Raw genomic sequence first — 15643 nt, forward strand, 5'->3', positions numbered from 1 at the left:
GAGCGGGACGCTGCGCAAGCTGAATCCCGCGCTGCGACCGAACAGCTATCTCGCGCTGTCCGATCCGTCGGACGTCGCGCGCGTCGAGGACCGGACGTTCATCTGCAGCGGGCGCGAGGAAGATGCCGGCCCGACGAACAACTGGGCGCCTCCCGATGAGATGCGTGCGACGCTCACGGGCCTGTTCGAAGGCGCGATGCGCGGGCGGACGATGTACGTCGTGCCGTTCTCGATGGGGCCGATCGGCAGCCCGATCGCGCACATCGGCGTCGAGCTCACCGACAGTCCGTACGTCGTCGTCAGCATGCGCACGATGACGCGCATGGGCCGGCGCGTGTACGACGTGCTCGGCAGCGACGGCGACTTCGTGCCCTGCGTCCATTCGGTGGGTGCGCCGCTCGCGCGCGGCGAGAGCGACGTGCGCTGGCCGTGCAATCGCGACACGAAGTACATCGTGCACTTTCCCGAGACGCGCGAGATCTGGTCGTATGGCTCCGGCTACGGCGGCAACGCGCTGCTCGGCAAGAAGTGCTTCGCGCTGCGCATCGCCAGCACGATGGGCCGTGACCAGGGCTGGCTCGCCGAGCACATGCTGGTGCTGGGCGTCACCTCGCCGGCCGGCCGCAAGTACCACGTCGCCGCGGCCTTCCCGAGCGCCTGCGGCAAGACGAACTTCGCGATGCTGGTGCCGCCGAAGGACCTCGCCGAGAGCGGCAAGGCCTGGACCGTGACGACGATCGGCGACGACATCGCCTGGATCAAGCCGGGTGCCGACGGCAGGCTCTACGCGATCAACCCGGAAGCCGGCTACTTCGGCGTCGCCCCGGGCACCAACGAGCAGACGAACCCGAACTGCATGGCCTCGCTGAAGCGCGACGTGATCTTCACGAACGTCGCGCTCACCGACGACGGCGACGTCTGGTGGGAAGGCATGACGCCGACGCCGCCGGCGCACCTGATCGACTGGCAGGGCAAGGACTGGACGCCCGAGCTGGCCCAAGCCACCGGCACCGACGGCAAGCCGCGCCCCGCCGCCCATCCGAACGCACGCTTCACCGTGGCCGCGATCCACAACCCGGTGCTCGACGACCGCTGGGACGACCCGAAGGGCGTCGCGATCGACGCCTTCATCTTCGGCGGCCGCCGCTCGACCACCGTGCCGCTGGTGACCGAGGCGCGCGACTGGACCGAAGGCGTCTACATGGCCGCGACCATGGGCAGCGAGACGACCGCCGCCGCCGCCGGCCAGCAGGGCGTGGTGCGCCGCGACCCCTTCGCGATGCTTCCGTTCATGGGCTACAACATGAGCGACTACTTCGCGCACTGGCTTGCGCTGGGTGCGAAGCTCGAAGGCTCGGGCGCGAAGCTGCCGAAGATCTTCTGCGTCAACTGGTTCCGCAAGGGCGCCGATGGCAAGTTCGTCTGGCCGGGCTACGGCGAGAACATGCGCGTGCTGAAGTGGATGCTCGAGCGCGTCGATGGCGCGAAGAGCGGCATCGAGCACGTCTTCGGCACCAGTCCACGCTACGAAGACCTGAGCTGGCAAGGCCTTGCCTTCAGCCGCGAGCAGTTCGAAAGCGTCATCGGCATCGACAAGGCCGCGTGGCGGCAGGAACTGAAGCTGCACGACGAACTGTTCGGCCAGCTGGCCCACCACCTGCCCACCGCGCTGCCGGCGACGAAGGCGAAGCTCGAGGCGCGGCTGGCCGCCTGAGGCCCCGCGCGCCGCCCAGCGAAAAGACCGCCCGAGGGCGGTCTTTTCGTTACCGGGCAGCGAAAGCTCAAAGCCGCACGGTCGCTCCGCGGAACAGCGCTTCGACGCGGCGCCGGCCGCGGCGGTCGTCGTTCGAGCTTTCGCTGAACTGCGCGGCCCAGTCGGCGCCGCCTGTGTCGTCCGCCCAGCGGCGCCAGGCCTGGGTCACGACGGCAAGCGACTCGGTCACGGCGACACCCAAAACGCGATAGAGGTCCACAACACACTTTCTCAAGAAGGCGACTCGGCCGCCGAGGACACGATGTTCAGGGTTAACCCTTGGTTTATCCAATGCTCTTCGAACATCCCGGCACGTCGTCTCGGGCATGGCGGCGGCGATCAGGCCCGCCGAGCCGCCATGGACAATCCCGCGATGACCAGCCCCAGCCGCGCGGCCGAGCCGCTCAACGACGCCGAAATCGGCGAACTCGACGACCTGCTCGCAGCGATCCCTGCGCCGCTCGAACCGCTCGACGTGGTGATGCTCGACGGCTATCTCTGCGGCGTGATCGCCCAGCCGCAAGCGCTCGCGCCGGACCAGTGGTTGCCGCCGGCCTTCGATTGGCGCTTGGGTGAAAACGCCGAGGCCGGCAGCGTGCTCGCTGCCGACACGCCCGGCTGGCACGGCGCAAAGCATGAGCGATTGCTCACCCTCGTGCAGCGCCACCACGCGGTGCTCGAACGCCAACTGCGCGAGGACGCCTGGTTCGACCCGCTGGTGATGGAGCCGCAGGACGACGACGGCAAGGCCCTGGCGGGAGCCGCCGCGATCGGCCCGGCGATCGCGCCCTGGGTCGCGGGCTTCGAACAGGCGCTCGCCTGCTTTCCCGCCTTGGAAACGCTGACTCACGAAGACCTGCCGGACCTGCTCGACTGCCTGCGCCGCCACCTGCCGGCGCAGGACGAGGACGAGGCCGCGGTCGTCAAGGCGCTCGACCAGGAGCATCCGCTCAAGAACCTGGACGAGGCGATCGCCGATCTGGTCGACAACGTCGTCGCGATCGCCGACCTCGGCCGCGGCGAGCGGCTCAAGGTCGAGACGGTGCGGCGTGCCGGCCCGAAGGTCGGCCGCAACGATCCCTGCCCCTGCGGCAGCGGCAGGAAATTCAAGCAGTGCCACGGCGCGGCGACGGCTTGAGACCGCGCAGCCGATGCGCCTGCAGCTCCTGTCCGACCTGCATCTCGAAACCGAGGTCTTCGAGCCTGCGCCGGCGCCCGGCGCCGAGTTGCTGGTCCTGGCCGGCGACATCGACAGCCGCTGGGACGCGCTCGAGCGCTTCGCCGGCTGGCCGCAGCCGGTGCTGATGGTCGCCGGCAACCACGAGTTCGACCGCCGCGAATGGAACGACGCCTGGCCGCAGCTGCGCGCACGCTGCACGCGGCTCGGCATCCGGCTGCTGGAGCGCGAGAGCTGCGTGCTCGCCGATCGCGGCGGCCGGCGCATCCGCTTCGTCGGCACGACGCGCTGGAGCGACTTCGACCTGTTCGGTCCCGAGGAACGCGAACGCGCAGTGCGCGCCGCGACCTATTTCGTCCGGGTGATGCAGGCCAGCCGCGACGGCCGGCCGTTCGATGCCGACGCGGTGCGCGCCGAGGCGCTGGACTGCCGGGCCTGGCTGCACGCGACGCTGCGCGAGCCGCCCGCCGACGAGTCCGGCGCCGACGCGACCGTCGTCGTCACCCACTACGCCCCGAGCGCGCGCAGCCTCGATCCCCGCTACGGCGGGCAGCCGGGCTCGTCGAGCTTCTGCAACGCCGACGACGACCTGCTGCCCTACGCCGACCTGTGGCTGCACGGCCACCTGCACTGCCGGCACGACTACCGCGTCGAGCATGCGCCAGGGAGCGCGCGCCGTTCGACGCGCGTGGTGAGCAACGCGCGCGGGCTGGCGCGCAAGGGCGAGGCCGAAGGCCACGATCCGCTGCTGTGCATCGACGTCTGAGGCGGCCTCGCGCAGTAGGCTCGCCGCCATGGGCTTCGACGCCGCCGCCACCGAGTCGCCCGCGCTGCCGCGCCCGCATGCACGCCGGCTGCGCGACGTGCACCGCTCGGCCGGCTGGCCGGCCGGCGACGCGATCGAGATCGACCTGCTCGCCGCCGGCCTCCTCGAGCGCGTGGCCGGCGCGCCCGGCTGCGCCGAAACGCTGCGCGTCACCGACCGCGGCCTCGCAGTGCTCGCTCGGGCGCTCAAGACCGAGCGCGCGCGCTTCGACGCCCACGAGTCGCTGGTGCGCCGCATCGCGCGCGAGATGCGCGGCGACGGGCGCATCGCCTGGCGCACGCTGGCGCTGCGCGCGCGGGTCGACGACGCCTGGATCGTCGCGCGGCCCGACGTCTATTCGGTGCGCCACACCACGGTCGAGGCCTATCTCGCGCCGGCAGTGCACGAGATCAAGGTCAAGCGAAGCGACCTGCTCGGCGACCTGCGCCGCCCTGCGAAGCGCGCCGCGTACTTGCAGATGGCCGGCTGCTGCAGCTACGTGATCGCCGAGGGCATCGCCGAGGCCGACGAGATCCCGCCGGAATGCGGCGTGATCGTCGCGCGGCGCGTGGCGCACGGCGAGGGCTGGGGCGCGCTCGAAGTACTGCGGCCGGCGCCGCGGCGCGCGATCACGCTGCCCTTCGCCGCCTGGATGGCGCTGGCACGCGCCGTGCCGGACTTCGTTGAACTCGGCGACGAAGAGGCACAGATTTCGCTCGGCGACGAAGGCCCGATGCGCGGTAGCGAGGCCTGCGCTTGAGACACTCGCCGACGCCGCGCCGCTTGCCGTGAAGAGGTTTCGATGATGGATGCCGACGACCGCCCGGCTGCTTCGACGCAGCGCCTCGCCGCGCTCGCCTTGATGGCGTTGGTCGCCGGCTGTTCGAGACCGGGCGAGCCGGCCGCGACCGGGCAGCCCGCGGCGCCGATCGCGCAAAGCGTCGAGGCGGCGGCTTCGGCGATCGTCACCCCGGAAGTCGCCGCCGCGGTCCGCGCCGCGACCGCCGGCGCCACCAGCGAAGGCCCGGGCATCGCCTGGCGCCAACCGGCCGGGACGGCCGACATGGACGCGCTGCTCGCCGAATCGCGCAGCGCCGGCAAGCCGGTGTTCCTCTACTGGGGCGCGGTCTGGTGCCCGCCGTGCAACCAGGTGAAGGCGACGGTCTTCAAGCAGGCCGAGTTCATCGAGAAGAGCCGCGGCTTCATCCCGGTCTACCTCGATGGCGACAGCCCCGGCGCGCAGAAGCTCGGCGAGCGCTTCAAGGTGCGCGGCTACCCGACGATGGTGCTGCTGCGCCCCGACGGCGGCGAGCTGACGCGGCTGCCGGGCGAGGTCGACGCGCGCAAGTACCTGCAGGTGCTCGACCTCGGCCTGCGGAGCACGCGGCCGCTGCACGAGGTGCTGGCGCTGGCGCAGTCGGCCCCCGCGACGCTGAGCCCGGCCGATTGGCGCTTGCTCGCCTACTACGCCTGGGACACCGACGAGCAGACGCTCGTGCCGAAGGCGCAGCTCGCGCGCACGCTCGACGCGCTGGCCGCCGCCTGCCCGCCGGCCGAGGCCGGGCCGCACGCGCGCTTCGCGCTGAAGGCGATGGCGGCGAAGGCCGAAGCCGCGCCCGACGCGAAGACCCGTGCCGCGGCGGCGCTGGAACAGGCACGCGCGGTGCTCGCGAGCGAGGCGCTGCTGCGCGACAACCTCGACATCGTCAGCCACCAGGCGCGCGAGCTCGTCGCCTGGCTCACCGCGCCGAACAGCGACGAACGCCAGGCGCTGATCGCCCAGTGGGGCGCGACGCTCGACCGGCTCACCGCCGACCGCAAGCTCTCGCAGGGCGACCGCGCCGCGGCGCTGATCGGCCGGGTGCAGCTGGCGCGGCTCGACGCGGGCGCGGGCGAGAAGGGGCCGGTGCAGCTCAACGAGGTGGTGCAGGCTCACGTCAAGCGCGAGGCGGCGCGCTTCGATGCGGAAGTCGGCGACGCCGACGAGCGCCAGTCGGTGATCCCGTCGGCGGCCTATGCACTCGCGCAGGCCGGGCTGCTCGACGCGGCCGACGAACTGCTGCTGCGCGAGCTGGATCGCTCGCACAGCCCCTACTACGCGATGCTCTCGCTCGCGTCGAACGCGAAGCAGCGCGGCGACAAGGCGGCGGCGCTCGACTGGCATCGGCGTGCCTACGAAGCCGCGAAAGGCATGGCGACGCGGGTCCAGTGGGGCAGCGGGTATGTGCAGGCGCTGGTCGAGCTGGCGCCGCGCGACGCGCCGCGGATCCGGCAGGCGGCGCTCGCGGTGCTCGGCGAGCTCGACGGCCAGCGCGACGCCTTCTACGAGCGCACCGCGCGGGCGCTCGATCGCATGAGCGCCAAGCTCGTCGCTTGGCCGCGCGAGGCCGACGAGCGTGCGGTGCTGCAGCAGCTTCGCGCTCGCCGCGACGCGCTGTGCGTCGCCCTGCCGGACGGCGACCCGCAACGGCGCAGCTGCGAGGCGCTGTTCGACCAGCCGGCTGCGCGCAGGAAGGGCGCGGCCGCCTGAGGCCCGCGCACCGACCCCTCGCTTGCGGGACCGAAGCAGCGGGCGCCGATGCCGCGAGTGACCTATTCATCACGCTGCGCCATGGCGCGGCGCCGGCGCGTCGCGCCCCGGCGCTGGCGCGGCATGATGCCGGCGATGCATCTCCCGAAGCAGGCCGTCCGGTGATCACGCCGCATCCGCGCGCGCAGCAGCCCGACTTCACCGCACCCGAGTTCCGCGCGGCGCTGGGCAGCTTCGCCACGGGCGTGACGATCGTCACCGCACGCACCGCCGACGGCGAGCGCATCGGCCTGACCGCGAACTCGTTCAATTCGGTCTCGCTCACGCCGCCGCTGGTGTTGTGGAGCCTGGCGCGCCGGGCCGGCTCGATGCCGGTGTTCGAGCGCGGCTCGCACTACGCGATCAACATCCTCGCGGCCGAGCAGCGCGAGCTCGCCGAGCGATTCGCGAGCCGCACTGCCGACCGCTTCGCCGGCGTCGCCTGGCGCGAGGGTGCGGCCGGCGCGCCGGTGATCGAAGGCGCGGTCGCGACCTTCGAATGCTTCAACCGCAGCCGCTACGAGGAAGGCGACCACGTGATCTTCGTCGGCGAGGTCGAGCGCTGCCACGTGCGGGCGGGCGCTGCGCCGCTGATCTTCCACGGCGGGCGCTACTTCACCGAGCTGCCGCTGTAGCGGCGGCACCCAAAACAAAGGCCCGCCGAAGCGGGCCTTTCGTTTGCGACGCGACGCCCGTCAGAGGCGACCGCCGCGGCGCGTCATCAAGAGGCCGATCGCCATCAGCGCGGCCAGCGCCAGCACGCCGAGGCTTGAGGCGGGCAGCGCCTCTTCGTCGGCCGGCGTCGGCGCATCGTCGAAGCTGCGAGGGGCTGCGGCCTCGCTGCGGAGCACGCCCGCGCCGACCGTCGGGTTGACGGGCGCGGCGGCAAGGCGCACGGTGCTCGCAGGCTGGGCGCCACGGTTGCCGCCGAACCCTAGATCACCGCCGGCGGCCGACACGGTGGTGACGGTGCCAACCAGCGCGACCGCGCTGACGAAAAGTCCGACGAGAAGATGTTTGAGCGACATGCTGGTTCGTTTCGTTCGAGCGGCGCGCGATGCCGCACGCCATGTGACGAAGTGTGGTTCGCGCCCTCCCCCGCCACAGCCCCCACATGGCGGGGGACGCCCCCCTTGATCACGGGGGCGGCGGCAGGCGCGTTGTGACGGCCACACGACGCTCGGCGTGAAGACCGCACGAACGCGCCTCGATCGCGCCCGCGGCGCTTGCATCGGCCGCGCGCGGGCCTCCGGGAACGCAAGCCTCGATCAGGCCTTCGCCGCGCCGTGGTCGATGTCGAGGTATTGCCAAAGGTCGAGCCAGAGGCTCGGGCGGCGGTAGCCGACGAGCCAGGGCTGCGTCAGGTCGGCGTAGATCCGGTGCGTGTGGAACTTGTAGGGCGCGTAGGCGAGCGCGATCTTGTGCGCCTCCTTGAACAGCGCGAGCCGCTCCGGGCCGTCGGGCATCAGGTTCATGCGCCGGTAGATCGCGTCGAAGCCGGCGTGGCGAAAGCGCGCGAAGTTCTGGCCGCCGATCTCCGCGCTGTTGTAGCGGGCCAGCGAGTCGAAGCCGTCGGGCGAAGCGGCGGTGGTGGCCAGCGACCACATCTGCAGCTTGCCGGCGCGGCCGGCCTTCAGGTTCTCGGGCCACTGGCGGATGTCGAACTCGATGCGCAGGCCGACCGCCGCCAGGTTCTTCTGCAGCAGCTCCTCGAGCTGTCGGTAGACCTGGTCGGACTGCGTGGCCTTGCGCAGCAGCAGCGGCGCGCCGTCCGGTTGTTCGCGCCAGCCGTCGCCGTCGCGGTCGAGGTAGCCGTAGAGGTCGAGCAGCGCGCGGGCGCGCGAGGGATCGAATTCGCCGTTGACGGTGCGCAGCGCCGGGTCGTAGCCGTACAGACCGGGCGGCACCGAGGTCTGCGCGCGAATCGCCTGGCCGTTGCGGATGAGCTGGACCTCGCGCTCGATGTCCATCGCGAGGCCGATCGCGCGGCGCAGCGCGACCTTCTCCGGCGTGTAGCCGCCGACCACCGGATCGTCCATGTTGAAGTACAGGAAGCCGACGTCGGCGTTCTGGATCCGGTGCAGGCCGATGCCGCGCTTTTCGAGGTTGGGCGCGAGCCGGCCGTTCGGTACCGCCGCAGTGGCCAGCTCCGGCGGCACAGGGTCCATCAAGTCGACCTCGCCGTTCAGGAAGGACAGCCAGCGCGGCTGCCCTTCCTCGATCACGAAGATCTCGACCTCGTCGACCATCGGCAGCCGCCGCCCCTTGAAGCGCGCGAGGAGGGCCCGGCCCTCGGTATCGTCGGCCGCGGGTTCGGCGGCGTAGCGCTCGTCGCGGAAGTCGGGGTTGCGCACGAGCAGGATGCGCGAGCTGCGCCGCCAGTCCTTCAGCACGAAGGGGCCGGTGCCGACCGGATGGGCCGCGATGTCGTCGCCGTAGTGCTCGACGACCTCGCGCGCGACGCCGTTGAACAGGTCGCCGCCGGCCAGCGCGTGCAAAAGGCGCGGGCGCGGCTCGTCCACCGTGAAGCGCAGCGTGTAGCGGTCGAGCGCCTTGACGCCCTCGACCGGCCGGTCGTAATCGAAGGCCGTCTTGTTCTTCAGTGCCTCGTCGCGCAGCGCGTCCAGGCCGACGAAGCCCTGCTTCTTCCAGTAGCCGTAGGTCGGGCTGGTCGTCACGGGGTCGAAGAAGCGCTTGAGCGCGTAGACGAAGTCGGCGGCGACGAGTTCGCGTCGCCCGCCCTTGAACGCCGGGTCGTCGGTGAAGAAGATGCCGGGGCGCAGCGTCACCGTCCAGACGCGGAAGTCGGCCGAGACCTCCGGCATCGCCGCCGCGACGTTCGGCTTGATCCTGATCGGCCGCGCGAGGTAGTCGTAGCGGTAGAGCCCGTCGAACAGATGCGCGCAGACCTGGCGCGAATAGATGTCGTTGACCCGCGCCGGATCGAAGCCGGTCTCGGCCGAGCGGAAGGTCACCCGCAAGCGCTTCGTGCCGGCTTGCGCGCGGGCCCAGGGCACCGCGGCGGCCAGCGACGCGCCCGCCGCGCCGCCGAGGAGTTCACGCCGCTTCACCATCACCGTGGATCCGGCTGCTTGGCCGGGTCGATGTCGACGTACTTCCAGAATTCGCGCACGAACACGTTGCGGTGGTAGCCGATCACCCAGGGATGCGCCATGTCGGAAAAGGTGCGGTGCACGTGGATCTTGTACGGCGCGTAGGTGACCATGAGCCGCTGTGCCTCGGTCATCGCGGCCAGGCGCTCGGGGCCGTCGGGCAGGCGCTTCTGCTTTTCGTACAGCGCGTTGAAGGCCGGCAGGTCGAAGCGCGAATGGTTGGCCTGGCCCTTGTTCGGGCCGTAGCCGAGCTGCAGGAAGCCGTCGCCGTCGGGCGTGCTGACGCTCCAGCCCACCAGCCACATCTGCAGCTTGCCGGCGCGAGAGGCCTTGAGGTTCTCGGGCCACTGCGCGATGCGGAAATCCATGCGGATGCCGAGCGCGGCCATGTCCTTCTGCCAGGCCTCGGACAGCGCGCGCTTCCACTGGTCGGACTCGGTGGACAGCACCAGCGTCAGCGGCGAGCCGTCGGGCTGCTCGCGCCAGCCGTCGCCGTCGCGGTCGACGTAGCCGTGCAAGTCGAGCAGCGCCTTGGCGCGCGGCAGGTCGAACAACGCATGCTCGGTGCGCAGCGCCGGGTCGTAGCCGAAGGTGTTGGGACTGATCGCCCCCTGCGCGACGATCGCCTGGTTCTTGCGCACCAGGCGGATCTCCTTCGGGATGTCGCGCGCCAGGCTGATCGCGCGGCGCAGCGCCACCCGCTCGGGCGTGGTGCCGCCGACCGTCGGGTCTTCCATGTTGAACAGCGTCATGTGCACGTCGGCGCGCAGGTAGCGCACGAGCTGGATGCCCTGCCTGGCCAGGTTGGGCGCCAGCTCGTTGTTCGGCATCAGCATGTCGGCGAACTCCTGCGGCACGTCTTCGACGAGGTCGTGCTCGCGGTTCAGGAAGGCCAGCCAGCGCGGCTGGCTCTCCTCGATGATGCTGACCTCCACCCGATCGACCAGCGGCAGCCGCTTGCCCTGCAGCGCCTTCACCGCCGCCTGCGCGCGCGGGTCGTCGGCCGGCGCCTCCTCGTCGTAGAACACCTCGCGGTAGTTCGGATTGCGCTCCAGCGTGATCTTCGAGGCGCGCCGCCATTCGGCGAGGCGGTAGGGCCCGGTGCCGACCGGGTGTTCCATCATCTTGTCGCCGTAGCGCTCCACCACCTCGCGGGCCACCGCACCGAAACGCGAGGCGTCGGTCAGCAGCCATTCGAAGCGCGGGTAGGTCTGCGCCAGCCTGACCTGGAACGTGTAGCGATCGAGCGCGCGCAGCCCCTCGACGTCGCGGTCGTAGTCGAAGGGCTTCTTCTGCTCGATGGCCTCGCGGCGCAACTCGGACAGCCCGATCACCTTCGCGTTTTCCAGGAAGTACAGCGAGGGGCTCTTCCAGCGCGGGTCGTAGTGGCGCTTGAGCGAGTAGACGTAGTCGGCCGCGACCAGCTCGCGCCGGCGGCCGTTGAAGGCCGGGTCGTCGGCGAAGTGGATGCCGGGCTTGATCGTGAAGGTGTAGGTGGTGAAGTCGGCCGAGATGTCGGGCAGCTTCGCCGCGGTGTTGGTGCGGTAACGCACCGGCCTCGCGAGGAATTCGACTTGCAGCGGCGCCTCGAAGAGGCTGGCCGCGATGGTGGCGGAGTACAGGTCGGAAAGCTGGGCCGGATCGAAGCCGGTCTCGGCCACCCGCAGCGCGTAGCGCAGCACCTTGGCCTGGCCGCCGTCCTTCGCCACGGCCTGCGCCGAGGCGGCCGGAGCCAGCATGGCCGCCGCCCAGCCCAGGCCGAGCTTCAGGCTCGCGCGCCGCTTCATCCTCGACCCCATGTACCGCTCCTGGCGGCCTTGTGAGCCGCGAAGGCGCGAAGTCTAGGGTCGCGCACCGGCGCCATGGCGATGCCCTTGCGGCGGCACGCGGCTTGCGTCGCCGGCCGGGCAAACGCGGTGCATCCGCGCGGAAACCGAGCCCTAGACTCCCGCCAGTTTTTTCCGCCGCCCCCGGGTCTCGCACCGGGAGGCGCGCGCCCGTCACGAGCGGGGCCGCGCGCCGCGGCCCGAATGGAGTACCCCGCGATGGCGGTCTACCTGGTCCGACGCCTGTGGCAGATGGTTCCGACGCTCGCCGGCGTCGTGCTGCTGGTGTTCTTCCTGTTCAAGTGGTTCGGCGGCGACCCCGCCGAAATCCTCGGCGGCCTCAACGCGACGCCCGAGCAGATCGAGGCGATCCGCGACCAGCTCGGCTTGAACCGGCCGGTGCTCGAGCAGCTGTGGATCTTCGTCAAGCAGATCGTCAGCTTCGACTGGGGCAAGAGCTGGGCGACGCAGGAGCAGGTGTCGAGCCTGTTCGCCTCGCGGCTGCCGGCCTCGCTGACGGTGATGCTGCCGATCCTGCTGCTGGAGGTGCTGCTGGCGATCCCGTTCGCGCTGCTCGTCGCCTACCTGCGCGGCAGCCTGACCGACCGCGCCATCATGGTCGCGACCACGGTGGCGCTTTCCATCAGCTTCCTGGTCTACGTGATCGTCGGCCAGTACGTGTTCGCGTTCCGGCTCGGCTGGTTCCCGGTGCAGGGCTGGAGCGACAGCACCTGGACCAACCTCGCGGTCTACGCGCCGCTGCCGGTGCTGCTGGCGGTGGCCGTGCGGCTCGCGCCCCAGACCCGCCTGTACCGCAGCTTCTTCCTCGACGAGATCGGCCAGGACTACGTGCGCACCGCCCGCGCGAAAGGCCTCGGCGAAAGCGCGATCCTGACGAAGCACGTGCTGCGCAACGCGACGATCCCGATCCTGACGAACGTCGCGGTGCTGCTGCCGGAAATCTTCGTCGGCTCGTTCCTGATCGAGGTGTTCTTCTCGATCCCCGGCATCGGCCGCGAGGTGCTGCTGGCGGTGAACCGCAGCGACTATCCCGTCATCCAGGCGGTGACGATCTACCTTGCAGTGCTGACGATGGTGATCAACCTGGTGACCGACGTGCTCTACAAGTTCGTCGATCCGCGGGTCGTCCTGAAATGAGCGCGGTGCTGCATCCGCTGCCGGGCGCCGCGGCGCCGATCGCGCGTTCGGAAGGCGTCTGGGCGATGGCCTGGCGGCGTTTTCGCAATGACCGCGTCGGGGTGGTTTCGCTGGCGGTCGTCGTCGTGTTCCTCGTGATGGTGCTGCTGGCCGAGCTCGGCGTGCTGGCCGGCGGCTGGCAGAAGGAGGTGGGCGTGCCGAACGCGCGGCCCAGCTGGGCGGCTGCCGCGCCGGCCGAAGCCGTGCCCGAAGCGAGCGGCTCGCCCAAGGCCGCGGCGGCCGCTTCGGCGCCGCTGCTGGATCTGAGCGACGTCGACCCGCTCGCGCCGCGCTACGCCGAATGGGCCGAGGCGGCCAGGAAGTACCAGACGGTGCAGGAGGTCAAGCGCGACACCCTGCCCTTCGGCGGCGACCGCCTCGGCCGCGACGTGCTCGCGAAGGCGATCAAGGGCGCCGAGGTCTCGATCTTCGTCGGCGTCACCGCGGCTTTGCTGGCGGCCTCCATCGGCACCTTGCTCGGCGCCTTCGGCGGCTTCTTCGGCGGCAAGGTCGGCGACCTGCTCGAGTGGGTCTACAACGTCTTCACCTCGATCCCGAGCATCCTGCTGATCTTCGCCTTCGCCGCGGTGCTGGGCCGCGGCACGACCTCGGTGGTGATGATCCTGGCGCTCACCGGCTGGACCGGCACCTACCGGCTGGTGCGCGCCGAGTTCATCAAGCACGCGGTGCGCGAGTACGTGCGCTCGGCCGAAGCGATCGGCGCGTCGGCGGCCTCGCGCATGTTCCGGCACATCCTGCCGAACGTGAGCCACGTGACGCTGGTGCAGCTGTCGATCCTCGTCGTCGCCTTCATCAAGTACGAGGTCATCCTCAGCTACCTCGGCCTCGGGGTCAGCGTCGATCAGGTGTCGTGGGGCACGATGCTCGCGGAGGCGCAGGGCGAGCTGATCCTCGGCCACTGGTGGCAGCTGCTCGCCGCGACGCTCTTCATGGCGGTGTTCGTCACCGCCTTCTCGCTGATGACCGACGCGCTGCGCGACGCGCTCGATCCCAAGCTCAGGGGCGCGGAATGAGCACGCTGTTGAGCATCGAGCAGTTGCGCGTGCGCTTCCGGCTCGGCCGCGGCGCGCGGGCGAGCTACAGCGAGGCGGTCGGGCGCGGCGACCTCGGCGTGACGTTCGCGATCCCCGAGAACACCACCGTCGCGCTCGTCGGCGAATCGGGTTCGGGCAAGAGCGTCACCGCGATGTCGATCCTGAACCTGCTGCCCGACAACGCCGAGCGCAGCGGCGCGATCCGGTTCGGTGGCGCCGAGCAGGCGCGCGACCTGCTCGGCGCGAGCCAGGCCGAGCTCCAGGCGCTGCGCGGCAAGGCCATCGCCTGCGTGTTCCAGGATCCGATGAGCTCGCTGAACCCGGTGTTCACCGTGGGGCACCAGCTCGCCGAGCCGCTGCGGCTGCATCTCGGCTTGCCGGCACGCGCGGCGCGCGATCGCGCGGAGGCCTTGCTCGACGAGGTCGGCCTGCCCGACCCGAAACGCCGTCTCGACGCCTACCCGCATGAGCTCTCCGGTGGCCAGCAGCAGCGCGTGATGATCGCGATGGCGATCTCCTGCGAGCCGAAGCTGCTGATCGCCGACGAGCCGACCACCGCGCTCGACGTGACGATCCAGCGCCAGATCCTCGAGCTGCTCGCCAAGCTGAAGGCCGCGCACCGGATGAGCATGCTGTTCATCAGCCACGACCTCGGCGTCGTCGGCGAGATCGCCGACCAGGTGGTCGTGATGCGCCAGGGCACGGTGCGCGAGCAGGGGCCGGTCGCGCAGATCTTCGGCCAGCCCGAGGACCCGTACACCCGCGCGCTGCTGGCCTGCCGGCCGACGCTGGCGAGCCCGCCGGCGCGGCTGATGGTGATCGACGATCACATCGCCGCCGAACGCGAGGCGGCCGGCGAAGTGGCCGCCGCGAGCGACCTCGCCTTGATCCGGCCGCAGCGCGTCGCCAAGCCGAAGGATCCGCATGCGCCGGTGGTGCTGACGGTCGAGTCGCTGTCGAAGAGTTTCTGGCTGCGCTCGGGCGTCTTCGGCCGCAAGGAGTTCAAGGCGGTCAAGGACGTGAGCTTCGAGCTGCGGCGCGGGCACACGCTGGGCATCGTCGGCGAATCGGGTTCGGGCAAGACGACGACCGGCCTGGCACTCCTGCACCTGCACGAGGCCACCGGCGGGCCGATGACCGGCCGCGCGCTGTTCCGCAGTGCCAAGCCGGGCGAGGCGAGCGCCGAGGCGATCGACCTGTTCGCGCTGAGCAAGTCGCAGTGGCTGCCGATGCGCCGGCGGCTGCAGGTGGTGTTTCAGAACCCGTATGCCTCGCTGAACCCGCGCTTCACGATCGGCCAGACGCTGGTGGAGCCGATGGCGATCCACCGCATCGGCGCGAGCGGCGCGGAGCGCGAGGCCAAGGCGCGCGCGCTGCTGGGCAAGGTGGGGCTGGATGCGGCCGCCTGGGGCAAGTACCCGCACGAGTTCTCCGGCGGCCAGCGCCAGCGCGTCGCGATCGCGCGCTGCCTCACGCTGGAGCCCGAGGTGCTGGTGCTCGACGAAGCGGTCAGCGCGCTCGACGTCTCGGTGCAGGCGCAGGTGCTCAACCTGCTGAAGGACCTGCAGGACGAACTCGGCCTCGCCTACATCTTCATCAGCCACGACCTTGCGGTCGTGCGCTTCATCGCCGACGAGGTGCTGGTGATGAAGGACGGCGCGGTCGTCGAGCGCAACGGCGTCGAAGCGCTGCTGGGCGCGCCGCGCGAGGCGTACACGCAACGTCTGCTCGGGGCGATCCCCCGGGGATTCCGCGCGGCCGCCTGATCCGCGCGGGTTGCCGCTCGGCAGCGTCGGCCGTGCGGCGGCCTGACACCCGCTTACCGATGGCGCACGCCGTGGCCGACGCGCCGCGGCGGCGGCGACCGAAAGCGTCAGGCCTGGGCCGCCGCGGCGGCCGGCCGGCGTGACGCACGCCACGCGAAGCGCCGTCGCGCGGCGCGAAGGCGACGCAAGCCGTCATGGCACGCAAGCTGCACGATCCACCTCGACCACCCGGAGGAATCCACCATGGCCTCGATCCCCGCCCCGAACCGTTCGTCTTCCTCGATGCGCGTCTCGTGCTGGGGCGGGCTGTCGTCGATGCTGCGGCTGGCGGCGAACGAGCAGCGCGCCCAGACGGGCCGGCACGGCCTCTTCAAGGGCCTGG

The 15643-nt window shown here is 71.0% G+C and carries 13 protein-coding genes; 9 read left to right on the forward strand and 4 right to left on the reverse strand.

What is annotated here, in order from left to right; all coding sequences use genetic code 11:
- A partial coding sequence (locus VFR90_RS05820; protein ID WP_326405157.1) for a phosphoenolpyruvate carboxykinase (GTP) occupies positions 1-1714 on the forward strand: 1714 nt, incomplete at its 5' end.
- A 67-nt stretch (positions 1715-1781) separates the two neighbouring features.
- Here the strand turns inward: VFR90_RS05820 and VFR90_RS05825 are convergent.
- Positions 1782-1973 carry a hypothetical protein gene (locus VFR90_RS05825; protein ID WP_326405158.1) on the reverse strand — a complete coding sequence of 64 codons (192 nt, stop codon included), beginning with the start codon at positions 1971-1973 and terminating at the stop codon, positions 1782-1784.
- A 153-nt stretch (positions 1974-2126) separates the two neighbouring features.
- On the opposite strand from VFR90_RS05825, the gene VFR90_RS05830 reads away from it, so the two are divergent.
- From VFR90_RS05830 to VFR90_RS05850, 5 genes are all read left to right on the forward strand, one after another.
- The gene (locus VFR90_RS05830; RefSeq protein ID WP_326405159.1) at positions 2127-2891 is read left to right on the forward strand and encodes a UPF0149 family protein; all 765 of its coding nucleotides are present in this window, start codon (positions 2127-2129) and stop codon (positions 2889-2891) included.
- 13 nt (positions 2892-2904) lie between these two features.
- Entirely contained in the window at positions 2905-3696 is a 792-nt protein-coding gene (locus tag VFR90_RS05835; protein ID WP_326405160.1) for a metallophosphoesterase, read from the forward strand.
- Between the two features lie 28 nt (positions 3697-3724).
- Positions 3725-4495 carry a hypothetical protein gene (locus VFR90_RS05840; RefSeq protein WP_326405161.1) on the forward strand — a complete coding sequence of 257 codons (771 nt, stop codon included), beginning with the start codon at positions 3725-3727 and terminating at the stop codon, positions 4493-4495.
- A gap of 42 nt (positions 4496-4537) precedes the next feature.
- Positions 4538-6265, forward strand: a complete 1728-nt coding sequence (locus VFR90_RS05845) for a thioredoxin fold domain-containing protein (protein WP_326405162.1) — start codon at positions 4538-4540, stop codon at positions 6263-6265.
- A 164-nt stretch (positions 6266-6429) separates the two neighbouring features.
- Positions 6430-6939 (forward strand): flavin reductase family protein, encoded by a 510-nt coding sequence (locus VFR90_RS05850; protein ID WP_326405169.1) that lies wholly within the window; start codon positions 6430-6432, stop codon positions 6937-6939.
- A gap of 60 nt (positions 6940-6999) precedes the next feature.
- On the opposite strand, the gene VFR90_RS05855 is transcribed toward VFR90_RS05850, so the two are convergent.
- The 3 genes from VFR90_RS05855 to VFR90_RS05865 all read right to left on the reverse strand — a co-directional run bounded on the left by VFR90_RS05855 (position 7000) and on the right by VFR90_RS05865 (position 11216).
- Entirely contained in the window at positions 7000-7332 is a 333-nt protein-coding gene (locus tag VFR90_RS05855) for a hypothetical protein (protein ID WP_326405163.1), read from the reverse strand.
- Positions 7333-7572: 240 nt separating this feature from the next.
- Positions 7573-9378 (reverse strand): ABC transporter substrate-binding protein, encoded by a 1806-nt coding sequence (locus VFR90_RS05860; protein ID WP_326405164.1) that lies wholly within the window; start codon positions 9376-9378, stop codon positions 7573-7575.
- Positions 9378-11216 carry an ABC transporter substrate-binding protein gene (locus VFR90_RS05865; protein WP_326405165.1) on the reverse strand — a complete coding sequence of 613 codons (1839 nt, stop codon included), beginning with the start codon at positions 11214-11216 and terminating at the stop codon, positions 9378-9380. Before VFR90_RS05865 ends, VFR90_RS05860 begins: the two co-directional genes overlap by 1 nt.
- Positions 11217-11462: 246 nt before the next feature.
- Between VFR90_RS05865 and VFR90_RS05870 the strand changes: the two genes are divergently transcribed.
- Genes VFR90_RS05870 through VFR90_RS05880 form a run of 3 tightly spaced genes read left to right on the forward strand, consistent with a single transcriptional unit; the run spans position 11463 to position 15261 of the window.
- On the forward strand, positions 11463-12401 hold the full coding sequence (locus VFR90_RS05870; RefSeq protein WP_326405166.1) for an ABC transporter permease: 939 nt from the start codon (positions 11463-11465) through the stop codon (positions 12399-12401).
- Positions 12398-13474 (forward strand): ABC transporter permease, encoded by a 1077-nt coding sequence (locus tag VFR90_RS05875; RefSeq protein WP_326405167.1) that lies wholly within the window; start codon positions 12398-12400, stop codon positions 13472-13474. The genes VFR90_RS05870 and VFR90_RS05875 overlap by 4 nt, the downstream gene beginning before the upstream one ends.
- Positions 13471-15261: an ABC transporter ATP-binding protein gene (locus VFR90_RS05880; RefSeq protein ID WP_326405168.1), complete on the forward strand. Its 1791-nt coding sequence runs from the start codon at positions 13471-13473 to the stop codon at positions 15259-15261. The genes VFR90_RS05875 and VFR90_RS05880 overlap by 4 nt, the downstream gene beginning before the upstream one ends.
- The last annotated feature ends 382 nt before the right edge of the window (positions 15262-15643 follow it).

Origin of the sequence: Methylibium sp. (assembly GCF_035762065.1) — a bacterium.
Classification (GTDB): domain Bacteria; phylum Pseudomonadota; class Gammaproteobacteria; order Burkholderiales; family Burkholderiaceae_C; genus Methylibium.

Coding starts and splice junctions, on each gene's coding strand:
- VFR90_RS05830 (WP_326405159.1), top strand. CDS start 2,127: ATGACCAGCCCCAGCCGCGCGGCCGAGCCGCTCAACGACGCCGAAATC.
- VFR90_RS05835 (WP_326405160.1), top strand. CDS start 2,905: ATGCGCCTGCAGCTCCTGTCCGACCTGCATCTCGAAACCGAGGTCTTC.
- VFR90_RS05840 (WP_326405161.1), top strand. CDS start 3,725: ATGGGCTTCGACGCCGCCGCCACCGAGTCGCCCGCGCTGCCGCGCCCG.
- VFR90_RS05845 (WP_326405162.1), top strand. CDS start 4,538: ATGATGGATGCCGACGACCGCCCGGCTGCTTCGACGCAGCGCCTCGCC.
- VFR90_RS05855 (WP_326405163.1), bottom strand. CDS start 7,332: ATGTCGCTCAAACATCTTCTCGTCGGACTTTTCGTCAGCGCGGTCGCG.
- VFR90_RS05860 (WP_326405164.1), bottom strand. CDS start 9,378: ATGGTGAAGCGGCGTGAACTCCTCGGCGGCGCGGCGGGCGCGTCGCTG.
- VFR90_RS05865 (WP_326405165.1), bottom strand. CDS start 11,216: ATGGGGTCGAGGATGAAGCGGCGCGCGAGCCTGAAGCTCGGCCTGGGC.
- VFR90_RS05870 (WP_326405166.1), top strand. CDS start 11,463: ATGGCGGTCTACCTGGTCCGACGCCTGTGGCAGATGGTTCCGACGCTC.
- VFR90_RS05875 (WP_326405167.1), top strand. CDS start 12,398: ATGAGCGCGGTGCTGCATCCGCTGCCGGGCGCCGCGGCGCCGATCGCG.
- VFR90_RS05880 (WP_326405168.1), top strand. CDS start 13,471: ATGAGCACGCTGTTGAGCATCGAGCAGTTGCGCGTGCGCTTCCGGCTC.